Annotated in this window: 12 protein-coding genes and 3 pseudogenes; 6 read left to right on the forward strand and 9 right to left on the reverse strand. The window is 59.3% G+C overall.

Annotation, left to right across the window (positions count from 1 at the left end; genetic code table 11):
• From ACR9ZQ_RS36920 to ACR9ZQ_RS36940, 5 genes are all read left to right on the forward strand, one after another.
• Complete coding sequence (locus tag ACR9ZQ_RS36920) at nt 1-1,056, forward strand: ABC transporter substrate-binding protein (RefSeq protein ID WP_481430289.1); 1,056 nt, start codon at nt 1-3, stop codon at nt 1,054-1,056.
• Between the two features lie 11 nt (nt 1,057-1,067).
• On the forward strand, nt 1,068-1,901 hold the full coding sequence (locus tag ACR9ZQ_RS36925) for an ABC transporter permease (RefSeq protein WP_481430290.1): 834 nt from the start codon (nt 1,068-1,070) through the stop codon (nt 1,899-1,901).
• Nucleotides 1,894-2,670 (forward strand): ABC transporter permease, encoded by a 777-nt coding sequence (locus ACR9ZQ_RS36930; protein ID WP_481430291.1) that lies wholly within the window; start codon nt 1,894-1,896, stop codon nt 2,668-2,670. The genes ACR9ZQ_RS36925 and ACR9ZQ_RS36930 overlap by 8 nt, the downstream gene beginning before the upstream one ends.
• Nucleotides 2,667-3,404, forward strand: coding sequence for an ABC transporter ATP-binding protein (locus ACR9ZQ_RS36935; RefSeq protein WP_481430292.1), 738 nt, complete (start codon nt 2,667-2,669; stop codon nt 3,402-3,404). Before ACR9ZQ_RS36930 ends, ACR9ZQ_RS36935 begins: the two co-directional genes overlap by 4 nt.
• 598 nt (nt 3,405-4,002) lie before the next feature.
• Nucleotides 4,003-4,974: a helix-turn-helix domain-containing protein gene (locus ACR9ZQ_RS36940; protein WP_481430293.1), complete on the forward strand. Its 972-nt coding sequence runs from the start codon at nt 4,003-4,005 to the stop codon at nt 4,972-4,974.
• A 7-nt stretch (nt 4,975-4,981) separates the two neighbouring features.
• Here the strand turns inward: ACR9ZQ_RS36940 and ACR9ZQ_RS36945 are convergent, their stop codons facing one another.
• A complete protein-coding gene (locus ACR9ZQ_RS36945; protein ID WP_481430294.1) occupies nt 4,982-5,278 on the reverse strand; it encodes a putative quinol monooxygenase in 297 nt (98 codons plus the stop codon).
• An 850-nt stretch (nt 5,279-6,128) separates the two neighbouring features.
• Complete coding sequence (locus ACR9ZQ_RS36950; protein WP_481430295.1) at nt 6,129-6,299, reverse strand: hypothetical protein; 171 nt, start codon at nt 6,297-6,299, stop codon at nt 6,129-6,131.
• A 358-nt stretch (nt 6,300-6,657) separates the two neighbouring features.
• On the opposite strand from ACR9ZQ_RS36950, the gene ACR9ZQ_RS36955 reads away from it, so the two are divergent.
• On the forward strand, nt 6,658-7,401 hold the full coding sequence (locus tag ACR9ZQ_RS36955; RefSeq protein WP_481430296.1) for an SDR family NAD(P)-dependent oxidoreductase: 744 nt from the start codon (nt 6,658-6,660) through the stop codon (nt 7,399-7,401).
• 517 nt (nt 7,402-7,918) lie between these two features.
• Here ACR9ZQ_RS36955 and ACR9ZQ_RS36960 read toward each other — a convergent pair.
• The 7 genes and pseudogenes from ACR9ZQ_RS36960 to ACR9ZQ_RS36990 all read right to left on the reverse strand — a co-directional run.
• A pseudogene (locus ACR9ZQ_RS36960) lies at nt 7,919-9,036 on the reverse strand (alkene reductase).
• Nucleotides 9,037-9,172: 136 nt separating this feature from the next.
• Nucleotides 9,173-10,103: pseudogene (locus tag ACR9ZQ_RS36965) on the reverse strand (ABC transporter ATP-binding protein).
• Nucleotides 10,100-10,738 (reverse strand): ABC transporter permease, encoded by a 639-nt coding sequence (locus ACR9ZQ_RS36970; protein WP_481430297.1) that lies wholly within the window; start codon nt 10,736-10,738, stop codon nt 10,100-10,102. Before ACR9ZQ_RS36970 ends, ACR9ZQ_RS36965 begins: the two are co-directional and overlap by 4 nt.
• 10 nt (nt 10,739-10,748) lie before the next feature.
• On the reverse strand, nt 10,749-11,306 hold the full coding sequence (locus tag ACR9ZQ_RS36975) for an ABC transporter permease (RefSeq protein WP_481430298.1): 558 nt from the start codon (nt 11,304-11,306) through the stop codon (nt 10,749-10,751).
• A 69-nt stretch (nt 11,307-11,375) separates the two neighbouring features.
• Nucleotides 11,376-12,248 carry a glycine betaine ABC transporter substrate-binding protein gene (locus ACR9ZQ_RS36980; protein ID WP_481430299.1) on the reverse strand — a complete coding sequence of 291 codons (873 nt, stop codon included), beginning with the start codon at nt 12,246-12,248 and terminating at the stop codon, nt 11,376-11,378.
• Between the two features lie 10 nt (nt 12,249-12,258).
• On the reverse strand, nt 12,259-13,686 hold the full coding sequence (locus ACR9ZQ_RS36985) for an LLM class flavin-dependent oxidoreductase (protein ID WP_481430300.1): 1,428 nt from the start codon (nt 13,684-13,686) through the stop codon (nt 12,259-12,261).
• A 136-nt stretch (nt 13,687-13,822) separates the two neighbouring features.
• Nucleotides 13,823-14,284: pseudogene (locus ACR9ZQ_RS36990) on the reverse strand (cupin domain-containing protein); the annotation flags it as partial.
• Nucleotides 14,285-14,341 lie beyond the last annotated feature (57 nt).

A 14,341-nucleotide genomic window follows, 5' to 3' on the forward strand; every position in this document is an offset into this window, starting at 1 on the left:
ATGAAACGACTTATCTCAACCATTCTGCTCGCAGCGACTGTGGTTTTCTCCGCTGTTGGGGCAAACGCGGAAGACGCTCCCGCCACCATCCGTTTCGGCGACGTCGGCTTCGGCTTTGGCACCCCCTTCGGCGTCGGGCTTCAGGCCATTGCGGACGCCAAGGGATTCATCGCGGATGAGTTCAAGGGCACTCCAACAAAGCTCGAATTCACGTATTTCACCGGAACAGGTCCAGCCATCAACGAGGCACTCTCGAATGGCCAGCTAGACTTCGCATCGTATGGCGCGGTACCGAACATCATCGGCAAGGCAAATGGACTAGATACTGTAATCCTAGCCTCGTATGGCGGCACGACGATCTTCGGAGCCGCCCGCCCGGATCTCGACATCAACTCCATCGCCGATCTCAAGGGAAAGAAAGTCGCGATCCAAAAGGCGACCATCATCCACTGGGGCCTCATCACGGCACTGAAGAACGCTGGGCTGTCCGAAAAGGACATCACGATCGTCGATCTCAAGAATGCCGACCAGCTTGCTGCGATCGCGGCCAAGAGCGTCGACGCTGTCTTCGGCGCCGACTTCTTGCTGCCCCTCGAGGACAAGGGTGTTGCCAAGATCTTCTACAAGTCTTCGGACGCTGGAGCTTCCGGCGATGGCTTTGGCGCGTTCCTCGTGACCGACAAGTTCCGCAAGGCATATCCGGAAGCCACTCAGAAAGTCGTGACGGGATTCGTCAAGGCGGCTCAGTGGCTGGCAGACGACAAGAACCGGGACGAAGCCTTCAAGATCTGGTCACGTGCCGGATCGCCGATCGAAGTGATCAGCAAGTCGAATGCCGGGAGCTCGCTGGGGCAGAAATACAATCCCCGTCTCGATGACTTCTTCGTCTCCCGGTACCAGAGCGGCATCGCCTTCGACCGCGAGCAGAAGCTCATTCGCCGCGACGTCGATCTGGATGCGTGGGTGGACCGATCCTACGTCGACAATGCAGTGAAAAAGCTGAACCTCCAGGCGCTGTGGCCTGATCGTTCCGCCACCGGTGCACTTCAGAACTGATCGGGAAAAACATGGCAACGGTAGGAGCTGAAGAAGACATTCGCGTCGCTCGCAGCGCACCGGATGTACGCATTACGAAGTTCAAGTCGTTCTTCGTGAGCTCCATTCTCGTTTCCATGGGTCCGGGGGTGTTGCTCGCTCTTTGGTGGGCAGCCTCCAACGAGGGCTGGGTGTCTCCGCAAGTCTTGCCGCAGCCGGATTGGGTCCTTCAGACTTTCATCGATCTAATCGTAAGCGGCGACATCATCGCGGCAGCGATCGTCAGCTTCCGCCGTATCGCCGAAGGATTCGTGATCGGGGCATTCCTCGGCTTTCTATTCGGTCTTCTAATCGGGAAATCGAAGACGGCCGAAGCCTATCTAGGACCGACCTTCAGGGCGTTGGCCGCTGTTCCTTCGCTTGGGTGGCTGCCGATACTAATCCTCCTTCTCGGGATCGAGGAGAGCTTGAAAATCGTCATTCTCGCCAAGGCATGTTTCGTGCCGATGGCGATTAGCACGGCCGAGGGCGCAAGAAACGTACCCAATGCCTTGAACGAAGTTGCCGACGTGCTGCGTCTGCGCGCGCGCACTCGGTTCTTCAAGCTGACCATCCCTGCAATGGCGCCCTTCATTGCCAGCGGTGTCCGACTGTCGCTCAGCCAGGCTTTCGTCTCGCTGATCGTGGTGGAGATGCTCGCGGGAACCGACGGCCTTGGCTACATGATGGTCTGGGGACGCACTCTCTTTCAGCTCGACATCGTCATCGTTGGCATGGTCGTCGTTGGTGTCGTGGGCTTCGCGCTGGATTCGCTTTTGAAGCGCGTCGAAGCCCTGATCCGTCGGGGGAGCGGCGCCAATGGCTGATCGGTCGTTGCGGACAATGAGCGTACCTCAGGGAGCGGTTTTGCCGTTGGCAGCGGCTGCACTCTGGTTCATCGCTTCATCGACCGGAATACTCTCCGGCCCCATGGCGGTAAGCCCGATTACAGTCATTGCCACCCCCTTTATCGATTCCTCCGGTCGAGAACTCTGGTCGGCTTTGCTCGCAAGCATTGTTCGTGTGCTCTCGGGAGGCATCCTCGGTGGCCTGATTGGATTGGTGCTCGGTTACATTGCGGGAATGTATCGGACCGCCGCCCTTGGATTTGCGCCCACTGTTCACACAGTTCGACAAGTCGCCCTATTCGCGTGGATTCCCTTGCTCACGGCTTGGTTCGGAAACGGCGAGAGCACAAAACTGGTCTTCACGGCGTTGTCGACGTTCTTTCCGCTGTTCCTGGCGACAGAACAAGGTGTCGGGCAGGCTCCAGTCTCCCTGATCGAAGCCGCCCAGACGCTCGGCCTCAAACCATGGACCCGGGCTCGCAAGCTTTACCTCCCTGCGGCGCTGCCCAGCGTCTACGTTGGACTGCAGATCGCCGTTCTTTCGGCATGGATAGGAACCATCGGCGCCGAGTATGCGATCGGGAACGGCAGAGGACTGGGCAGCTACATTGCCAGCGCTCGGGATCAGTTCCGGATGGACATCGTCATCGTGGGGGTCTTCGCACTCGCTGCTGGCGGAGTTGTACTCTGTGCTGCTGTCAGACTCGTCACCGCAAAGATATCACCATGGAGCCAGGAAACCCGATGAACGCTCTTGCGCTTGAGCACGTCAGCAAGTCCTATTTCCTCGAAGGCGTCGAGCGACAGGTCCTTAAGGACATAAACCTCCAGGTCGCCCACAATGAGATCGTCGCGATTGTCGGCGCATCCGGATGCGGCAAGTCCACACTGCTCCGGCTGGTGGTCGGTCTCGACGCGGACTACCGGGGAACCATTGCGTGGGGCACCCCCGAGGGCGGTTCAAACGCGAAGGTGGGGATGGTGTTCCAAGACCACCGTCTGTACCCGTGGTTGACCGTGCAGGGAAACGTCGATCTGGCTTTCGACAACACCAGTCTTTCGCTGCAGGAGCGGAGGGAACGGACTACTCACTATCTTCAGCTCGTCGGCTTGGCTGATTACGCCAAGGCATATCCGCGACAGCTATCAGGCGGCATGGCCCAGCGCGCAGCCATCGCACGTGCCTTGGCGCAGGAACCGGAAGTCCTCCTGATGGACGAGCCGTTCGGCGCGCTGGATTCCATTCTGCGGATGAGGCTCCAAGACGAACTATTGTCGATTTGGGAGAGGAACAAGGTGTCGATCGTCATCGTGACTCACGATGTCGAGGAGGCATTGTACCTCGCGGACCGGGTGCTGGTTATGGAACCGAATCCGGGGCGTATTCGGGACGTATTCGATGTCGACCTTCCGCGGCCCCGTGATCGCAGTGATGCGACCCTCGCGGACCTCAAGCGTAGGTGTCTTGCGACACTCGTGTAAACAACCGTTATCGCCATGCCCCGATAATCGAGCATCAGCTTCGACCGCTGTTCAGGCACTTTATGGTCCAGACCCTTGCCACTTCGATATACTCGTCTGCAAAGGATTTTGACCAGTACAAGATCCAATCCGAAGAGCTGTCGCGCCGGGTTGAAGAGGCGATGAGCGATCTTGCATCGATCGTCAAACCCGATGCACCGAGGCACGTACTCGATCTCCCAGGTGGCGGCGTATGCTGATCACACAACTCCGTTGCCGTTGCCCCACCGTTGGGCATGCGCGCATATCAGCCGTCGAAATCCCCGAGATCGGTGAGAGTCGGATATGCCCCAGAGAGCGCGGCTGACCATCCGTCCAAGCGGGTGCGTCGAATGACCCGCGGAGCTGGATTTCGATCCCGCAGACGGAACGCCGCGCGTAGAAGGTCGCCACTCGGGAAGGATGCCTTGCAGGCATGACCGCCAACTAACTAAGTCTTTTCCAAGCTTCGAAAGACCGCCTAGACAACTCCTGACAGGTTGAACGAGCTGCTGCGCAAGGGTTTCCCCGGCATCTCCGAGACGCGCCAGTGGCATGCACTGCGCAAAGGATGGTCAGGATGAACGTCGTAACCAGACAGGTATCCCCACGCACGGCGACGCCGATCACTCAAATGCATCTCGGGATGCTCGACGAGCTATGCGACTACGGGGACATCCGCCTTTGCACCGCGCCGCGGTACGAGGGTGCCACCGTCGACAAGCGTTACTCCCGCTCATGGAACGGAGTGGCCGCAACACTCGACGCCGTGTCTTCCCACAACGAATATCGCGCACTCTTTGACAACTCGAAAACAACCTTGGTCGTCGTTCTTGAAGAAGTCGGAGGAGCGCTGGTCCTCCACGACCGAAATAGCCCATTGCGTCACGGAGGGCATCCGACAAAGCGTGGTCCCATCAGCCTTCTCGCGAGCGGACACACCGTGGATGCAGCTGGCAGGGACCTGAGGCATCTGAGACTTCTTGTGCTTCGTTTGGACCCGGTTTTGCCGCTCGAGGAACCCCGGCCGCCGGCACTCTCCGCGGCCATCACGATGACAAGACTTTCCTTTTCGGATCCGGACGTGATGCGACTTGCTGAGCTCATTGCTGACGAGCTGCGGGCGCCGGGACTCAACGATGAGATTTATCTCGAGAGCCTGACCACCGCGCTACTCGTCGCGCTCACGAGACTTGAGCGCCGGAGAATGAAGCCGCGATATGTTCGCGGCGGTCTCTCCCCCACCCACCTCAGGCGGGCGCAAGAACTAATGCTCCATGAAGACGCACAGCCGTTGAAGCTTCAGGACATTGCGAAGGAGCTACATATCTCCCAAGCGCATCTGAGCCGCGCCTTCAAGACTTCTACCGGGCAAGCGCCTCACCAATGGTTGATCGAGCGCAAAATTGAGCGGGCCAAGACGCTGCTGATCGATGGAGGCATCGCTCTTTCCGCGATTGCGCTGAAGCTCGGCTTCTGTGATCAGGCCCACTTCACCAGGGCCTTCCGCAAGAGCACCGGGATGACGCCTTTGTCTTGGCAGCGCCTGTAGGAATAAGTCAGGCTGGCTTAAGGACGTGAACTTTGAGCGAAGCCAGCTGGGGCTTTACAGTATTTACAAAGGCAGCGAGATGCGCGGACGTGTTGTGGGCATCCAAACTCGCGAGAGTTTCCCACTTCTCAATGACCATGAATGTGTCCGGCCCGATCAAGTCCCCGTTTCCGGTGTCAACGACCGGATCGTATTGAACGCATCCTGCCTCCTTCAACGTCAGCAGGCGCATCTTCTCGAACTCATCCAGCACAAAGGTCCGCCGTCCAGGATTGGCGGCGATAATTGCGACGACATGGATCACGGCTGAAACCCTTTTTGTGGTAATGCCAAACCATATCGTCTCGGAGACGATCTCGATTGTAAAATCGTGACAGATTCACAGCCCGCCAAAGCGTTCGTCGGGTGATGGGCAATCACCACTTCTTAACGGCCAGTTGTTCGCAATCTCGACCACCGTCCCATCATTAGATGCGGGGATGAAATTGTTTACCGCGCTTGAAGCGTTACGTTGCCAATCGTACGGAACGCGTCGATTTTGAAAGTTGGTTCAAGGAGAGTGTCATGTCGGTTTCACGGATGAGGAAGTCGCTGCGGAACTGAAACGACGCGCTCGCGCTCGAAAAGGAAACGGCCCGAGAGAATCTCAGACCCACGGGACTGCGTGTGCTCACTGTGGATCTCCGATGCGCCCGAGCTATTCCGAGTTTCCGCTCCGACGCATGTGACAGCGACTAGCAGGGCTGGCTGGCTTGTGCCCCTTCTCTATATGGCATCGATCCCAATATCCGGATGGCTCTAACCTCACGCGAGATCGTTGAGCATCGATCCGTTTTTTGGTTCAATCAGTCCACCGACTGAAACAGCGTGATAGACTTTCCGTTCGAGCGAGTTCCGTGGACGGCAGATCGGGCCTTCGTTAAGCCCACTGAAATCACCAGACGAAATCTGCAACAGGCTCCAGCATCTTTGCTCCGGCTGTCACGTGACCGCCGCCATCCCTCGCCGATCCGCGGCAACGCCACAGACGTCAGCTCGGCGCTCCTGGTAAACTGAGACGACCGCGAGATTCTCAAGAAGACGTGCGGCATATGCAGCTACCTCTGGTTCCTTCCTGCGGCGCTCAAAAGAAACTTCGTCGGCCCACCGCAGCACTACTGACACCATGTCGCTGTCCGTGACGGGCGGCCGCCGGGGCTGGTCGTGATTTCGAATGCCAGGCATTCGGGATCCTTTGAGATGACGCTGGAGATCTCGGCCAGCATGCGCAGCGTAGTGCCCATCCTGCCGCGTCTCACTCGGGCGTCCGCCACAAGCTGTATCATTGAAATCTCCGTTGCCTTGCGACGAGCCTAAAGCTTCGAATGTCACCGTTATTGTAAAATCCTGACCACAAGGTCAGCCCGAGATTTCACACGCCAGGAGCAGGCCGCGCCCTCCGGCCGGACGGGCAAACTTCGCAAGAACGCGGGGCGTGCGTGCGGTGCCTCCGGATAGGCCAGCTCCATCACTGGTCAATAGCTTGGGGTCGATGTCAGCCGCCTGATGTCGCGGTCGCACGACCATGCCGATCAGGCATGACCGATGACGCACAAAGTCTTTCCCTAAACGACTGACAAACAATACATTTCTCTCATGCGAGACCGTCAAGGTCCGCCTCAACATATAGAAAGCAACTATGCCATGGGTAAGCTCTCAGGTAAAACCGCGCTCGTAACCGGCGCGTCTCGCGGCATCGGCCGCGCAGCGGCATTCGCCCTCGCAGAGGCAGGCGCGAAGGTGTTCGTCCACTACAGCCAGGCAGCCGATGAGGCCGAAGCTGTAGTCGCGGAAATCCGCGGCAAGGGTGGCGAGGCGGAGAAGTTCAAGGCAGACCTCTCTGAGGCAACGGGTCCGCATCAGCTGGCCGCGGAGGTGGCAAAGGCCACAAAGAAGCTCGACATCGTTGTCGCAAACGCAGGGATCTCTACGGCGGCGACGATCGAGGAGACCAAGGTCGAAGATTTCGACCGACAGTTCGCCGTCAACGTGCGCGCGCCGTTCTTTCTCGTGCAGCAACTGCTACCAGTTCTGGGTGACGGATCGAGCATTGTTCTCGTGTCCTCGCTTGCCGCTCGGACCGCGGTCGGCACGCTTTCAGCCTATGCGGCCACCAAGGGCGCTATCGACACGCTCGTTAAGCACTTCGCATTTGCTCTTGGAGGGCGCGGCATCCGGGTGAACGCCGTTGCTCCGGGTGTCGTTGCAACGGACATGTCGAACTTCGCGAAGACGGATGCTGGCAAGGAGTTCGCCCTCGGGATCCAGGCGATCAAGCGTGTTGCGCAGCCGACGGACATCAGCGGCGCGATCGCGTTTCTCGCGTCTGACGACTCGCAGTGGGTTACAGGCGACACAATTCGTGTCGACGGCGGCTCACGGCTCTAAGCGGGCGTGTCGACAAACGCCCTCCCGCCGTCGCTTCGATCGGGAGGGCGTTTGTGTTCGGGCGTCCTGGTCCACTTTGGGTGTGGACGATCGGCTAAGTTGGCGGACTGAAGAGCCAATTCTCGGAGGCTGAGGGGGCCTCTCGAACGCCCAGTAGCCACGGGGAAGCTACCGTCTCCCAAATTACTGCGAATTATGCCGCCCCGATTGTAGGATCGACTCCTTCTTTGACTATTCGAATATCAAACTGTCGACCTAGCTAGCCGGAGCAACCGCACCCCGAGTTGCTGGACGCGCGCGGGCTGCAGTCGATCCCCTGGTGATCGTCGCTTTGTCCATGTACTTCCCCGGTCCGCCATAATAACTTGATGCCGAGGTCGGCATTGCCAGCATGGGAAATGATACCACGAAAGACTTCTAGTGGTTTGCACGGGCAAAGGAGATCGGATGCACACCTGCCGACGCCGATGATCCGGCCCCGGCAGGCGGCCTCTTGTCGCACGCCTGGTTCGTGTTGTTATTGGGCGGCGGCAGATTGCATGAACGGGTAGTCGACGTATCCCTTTTCATCGCCCCCGTAGAAGGTATCGCGATGATAAGGTTTAGGGCCGCTCCAGCTCGCAGCCGTTCCGGCAAGTCGGGGTTTGCGATGAAGCTCCGGCCGAAAGCCACCAGGTCGGCATCCCCCGAGCCGATTACCGCGTCGGCCTTTGCACCATCGTAGCCCCCGGCAGAGATAATCGGTGCGCGGAAAATCTTGCGGATGCGGGTGGTGGCGATCGGTTGCTCCATCCCCTCGACGTCCATCGAACCGATGACGCGCGGTTCGACCACATGGAGGTAGGCGAGTTCATGCTGGTCGAGGCGGTGAGCAACGTGGTCGAACAGCGCTTCCGGGTCAGAATCGCCCATCCCGTTGAATGTGCCGCTGGGCGATAGGCGGACTCCGTAACGGTTTGCGCCCCACACCGATTTCACTGCTGCGGCGACGTCCAGCAAAAAGCGCGCACGGTTTTCGATCGAGCCGCCATAGCGGTCCTCGCGACGATTTGACTTGTCTTGCAGGAATTGGTCCGGAAGATAGCCATTGGCCGAGTGGATCTCGACGCCGTCGAAGCCAGCAGCAAGCGCCCGCACCGACGCAGCGCGATATAGCTCGACCACCTCGCCGACTTCCCGCTCTGACAGTTCGCGCGACGGGGTTGCTGGTACCCGGCCATTCTTGGTGTAGGCCAGGCCATCATACGGGACCTCGCTTGGCGCGACAGGCGTGTGGCCGTTGCTTATGTCCGAATGGGCGGTGCGACCTGTGTGCCATAGCTGAAGGTACATGTACCCGCTTTTGGCGTGCACTGCGTCCGTGATCTTCTTCCACGCGGCAACCTGCGCCTCATTGTAGATGCCCGGTGCGCCGAGGTAGCCCTTGTTGTCGGGCGTGATTGTAGTTGCTTCCGAGATAATCAAACCGCCTGGCGTCGCACGCTGTGTGTAATACCGAAGCATGAGGTCGGTCGGAACGTCGGTGTCCTGATTTGCGCGCATCCTCGTCAGGGGCGCCATGACGACGCGGTGCTGCAAGTCCATCTCGCCCACGCGAAACGGTGAGAAGAGCCCATTGGAGTTTTCGATGGTCATAAGTTCATACCTTGTTTTGGGAGGAAGGTGTCGCGGCACCCCGCGTTGGCATCTTGCTCCGAGCAACGAGGATGGATTGTCAGGAAGCCGTGCGCGTAGAAGATTCTTTGCCAAAATGTCGAACTAGCCCTCGCAGCTAGACGGTCATGATCGCTTTCTTGGTGATGAAGCCTCCGACGGCGCCGTCGACCGTCACTGAGAGCTCATCCACGTCGTGCGAAATCATCTGAGACAGAGCCTCTCTGAGGTTCAGGGACGCAGCAATGCTCCTCGAACCAGCAACCTGCAGGCCTCCCCTGGTCATGACATCCGAAACCCGGAACAGGCTTAGCCTCCGGACGGCCCTATCGGCGCCGACGAAATCTTCGACGAACTCGTCAGCGGGGTGGGATAGTATCGCTTCCGGCGTCTGGTACTGGATCAGCCTTCCTTCCCTCAATATCGCGACGCCGTCGCCCAGCTTGATTGCTTCGTCCAGATCATGGGTAACGACAATCACGGTCTTACTAACCTTCGAGAGAATGAGTTTCAGCTCATCCTGCAGCCGTGCCCGCGCAATCGGATCGATCGCCCCGAAAGGCTCGTCCATGAGAAGGACAGGCGGATCGGCTGCCAGCGCGCGCGACGCCGACGCGTTGCTGCTGCCCACCAGAAAGCTGTTTCGGATAACGCCGGGCGAACTCACCAGCATCCAGGCCTACGATGTCGAAGAGTTCCTCCACGCGCCGCAGGGTCTTTTTCCTGTCCCAGCCGAGGAGCGAAGGTACGGCGCCGATGTTTTCAGCGATCGTCATGTGCGGAAACAATCCGACCTGTTGGATGACATAGCCGATGCCTCGCCGATGCTCGACCGGGTCGGATTGCGCGATGTCCCGGCCGTCGATCTCGATTTTTCCCGAGCTTGGATCAACCAGACGATTGAGCATGCGCAGAAGAGTAGTCTTGCCACATCCCGACGGGCCTATGAGAGCCACGGTGGTGCCCTCCCGGACTGTAAGCGACACATCGTTCACTGCCGCGTAACTGCTCTGCGCGTAGGTCTTCGTAATATTCGTCAGAGTGATCATGAGTGTTTTCCTCGGAAAGCGATCCGCTCGGTCACCGAGAAGACCAGCTCCGATGCGAGTGCCAGCGCCGCGATCGGAACGGCGCCGACCAGCAGACGTGAGAAGTTCATCGCGCTGATCCCGGTTGCTACGAAGTCGCCAAGACCTCCTCCGCCTATGAAAGGTGCCAGGGTCGCCCCGACCAACACCTGGATTGTCGCCGTCCTCATGCCCGAAAAGATCGCTGGGTAGGCGAGAGGAAAGCGAATCTTTAACATCGTCTGCATCCTCGACATTCCGATGCAGGTCGCGGCCTCGACCGCGACGGGGTCGGCATCGCGCAGGCCGACAAAGGAATTGATCAGGACCGGCGGAAGCGCGAGGATGGTGAGTGCCACGATAGATGGCCCGAGGCCGATGCCCATGAGCGGCATCGCGAGAGCAAGTATAGCCAGGCTTGGGATCGTTCGGAGCGCATTGGCCGTACCGATCACTATTGAAGCGGCCTTCTGCGAGCGGACAACGAAAGCCGCAAGGGGTACTCCGACAGCGATCGCGATCAGCATCGCCAAGGCTGACATGACGAGATGACGGTACAGCGCGACCTCGAAATCGGCCGGATGCTGCACGACCCAGTTGAGAGCTTCGCTGAACATCGATCCTCCCTCATGGCCACTTTACGATTTTGCGCTCAGCAAAGAGCAGCGCTTTGTCGAACAGGAGCGCCATCGCAGATATGAGCAGACTGCCAACGACAATTTTCTCCGCCCGGTTCTGATCGAGCCCTGTCAGGATGATCGAACCGAGGCCGCCACCGTCGATGAAGGCGCCGACGGTCGCGATGCCGACGATGGTGACGGAAGCTATCCGTAGACCGGAGATCACATAAGGGAGCGACAGGGGAAGCTCGATACGGAGCCATATGTCCCGCGGGCGGAACCCCATCCCCCTCGCTGCCTCGATAGCGTCCGGGGGCACCGAGTTGAGACCTGTGACCATGTTCCGGATAAGCACGATCAAGCTGTAGGACGACAGCCCGACGATCACGGGCTTTTCCCCAAGACCCAAGAATGGAATGAGGAATGCGAAAAGCGCCAGGCTCGGTATCACGAAGAGCAGATTGGTGACCACAAGCGCGGCCGCATAGGCTCTCGGCCGATGAGCGCAGAAGATCGCGACGACCCCGGCGACCAGGAAGCCGATCGCAACGGAGACGGCCGACATCCAGACGTGCTACGCGGTAGCCAGCATGATGTCCGAGAGGTGTCCCAGGGTCCATTTCATGGCGCCCGCCTAGAAGCCGTTGTCAGCGAGGAACTTGGCAGCGACGTCTTCCGGCTCTTCCTCGTCTCGGTCCACCTCGGCATTCAACTCGCGCATCTTTTCGCTGCTGAGGAGAGGGTCGACCTTGTCGAGAACCTCTGCGATCTTCGGTTCGCTAGCGACCGCGTCCTGTCGCACGAACGGGACGAGATAGTAGGGAGGGAAGAGATGCCTGTCGTCTTCCATGACGACGAGGCCCTGGTCCTTGATCTGCCAGTCGGTGCCGAACCCGAACGAGACGTCGAGATCGCCACTCTGCAGGGCCGAGTACCGAAGGCCGAGCTTGGCGAGCACCTTGTAATCTCTAAACTTGATGCCGTAGACGTCCTTGAGCCCGACGAGCCCATCCTTGCGGTCTTCGTACCCGGCTTCCGCTCCGAACACGAGTTTTCCCGACGCGGGTCCGAGATCCGTAAGAGTCTTGAGATGATACTTCTCGGCCGTCGTCGGCAACATCATGATCGCGTAGCCGTTGTCGATATTGGATGACTTGAGGAGCGTCACCTTGAAATGCTGTTCGTAGAATTTTTTGACGGTTCCGTAGATCTCGTCGGCACTGCCCGAAAGATCGCCCTTCACGACGTCGGCAAGCGCGGTTCCCGTATATTCGGGATAGAGGTCGATCTCACCCGAGACGAGCGCGGTATGAGCGATTGCGGTGGTCCCGAGGTTGAAACGTCGCTGGACCTTCACGCCCGCCTTTTCAAGCGCCTGGGCGTAGATTTCGGAAACAATGAACTGCTCGGTGAAGTTCTTGCTGCCGATCTTGATGGCATCGGCGGCGTGCGCGGCCCCGGCGAGCAGCAAGGCCAGGGTCAGCGTCAATATCTGTTCAATCTTCATGGCGATCTACTCACTTGCGATCGGGGTTGAATACGTTTGAAGGACGGCGGAGACCGAGCCGATCTCGGAACGTGCCAGGTTGGTATTCCTTGCGGAAAAGACCGCGGCGCTGAAGTTCCGGGACGACTTCCCGGCAGAAGCCCAGCCAGTCGCCAGGCAACAGGGGAAACATGAGGTTGAACCCGTCGGCCGCGCCAGCAGCAAACCACTCTTCGAGCTGGTCGGCGACCTCGCTTGCAGTACCAGCTACGGTCGGCACCGCTCCCGTGTTGGCTAGAGCGGTCGCTATTTCCCTGATGGTCGCGCCTGACTCGGCGATCTTGCGAACACGGTCCAAGGCGGTTCGACCACCATTGTAGGTGCCTTCATCAGGTAGTTCCGGCATCTGGTCGTCAGGCGAATAGCCGCTGAGGTCAACACCGCTCCAGCTCGACAGCAAGTCGAGCTGCATTCGGTCTGGGATGTAGGTTTCCAGAGACGCCTGGCGTTCAAGGGCCTCGGAGCGTGAATTCGCGACGACCGGAAGGATTCCCGGAAGAATCTTGAAGCTGCCGGGTGACCGCCCGAATTTCGCCAAGCGTCTATCGATGTCGGCCCGGTAGGCGGCGCCCTCCTCCTTGCTCTTCAGAATGGCGAAGTGAAGGTCCGCGTGCTCGGTGGCGAAGTCCTTACCAGCGTCCGAGGAACCCGCCTGGACCACCACGGGATGACCCTGCGGGGGTCGCGGCACGTTGAGCGGTCCCCTCACCTTGAAATGTTCGCCCTTGAAAGCGAGCGAATGAACCCTCGACACGTCAGCAAAGTCGCCGGACGCCTTGTCGAACAGAATGGCCCCGTCCTCCCAGCTATCCCACAACCGTTTCACGACCGATATGAACTCATCGGCCCTCTGGTATCGTGTCGCGTGCTCCTGGTTTTCGTCGCGGCCGTAGTTCATCGCCTCTTCGGGCATCGCGGATGTAACGAGGTTCCAGGAGGCGCGGCCATTACTGAGATGATCCAGCGAGGCAATTTGGCGTGCGACGTTGTACGGCTCCCAGTAGGAGCTCGAAATCGTGGAGATCAGCCCAATGTTCCTGGTGCTCGCAGAGAGCGCCGAGAGAAGCGTGACCGGCTCCAAACGCGGATTGGCGAAGTGAGCAAGCCCGCTCGGGAGTAGATCCCAGATTGCCACGTGGTCGGCGATGAAGATGGCGTCGAGCTTCGCCTCCTCGGCCGCTGCTGCCAGTTTCTGATAGTACTCCAGTCCGAAAACCTCGGTCGTTGGAGCGGCAGGTTGACGCCACGACATCCGGTGGTCGCCCTGGGGATTGAAGAAGAAGGCGCTCAGGATCATCTGTCCGGCGGGCATGGGATTTCCTTTTCGAAACAGTTGGGCTGCCGCCAGCTCCGCGCTCGGCGTCGACGAAACGAAGCAGTCGTTGCGACCCGGCTCCATTCGACCAGTGCGAGGCTTGGGATAGAGTAGGTATCCCACCGCGGGCGGCACCGCTGGGGGGATCATCCCCCAGCATTACGAAGGCAATCGTCGCAGGGACGTCGCCAACATTCCTCCAGCCGTGCCGTGTCCCCTGCTGCACAACGATGTCTCCGGCCGACAAGGCCAGCCTTTTGCCGTCGTCGACTTCGAGCGTCAGCACACCGTCCAGTATGATCGCATAGTCGAGGGTGGGTGTTGTGTGCATCTCGGAACCGTTCCGCTCGAAGGTCTCGGCGAGACCGGGAAGACGTGTGGCGTATTCGCGGCCGATATCGGCAGGTTCGGCCGTCGTCTTGGCGCGCTCGGCTGGCGGCGGGAACGTCACGATCTGAACCAACGACCCTCCTGGTGCAGGAAGCGCGGACTTCGGCGTTTCCTGGTCGACGACGGCAGGATCGCCTTCGGCGATACCCTTCGCAGACCAGACGTAGGTCTGCTGGAATCCTTTGACTGTCTCGAAGACGTAAGCCTGCCTTTTCTCATCGGAAAGAATGACCGACTTGCCATCCTTATGTCCGGTGACTACCCGGCGGTGTAGTTTTGCGGCGCTGCTCATTGGGGATCCGTTTCCGGCCTTTTCGGCCTATCGGGTTCTTTTGGCTTCGAAAGGCGG

Source organism: Rhizobium sp. KNZ14-9A, assembly GCF_056755015.1.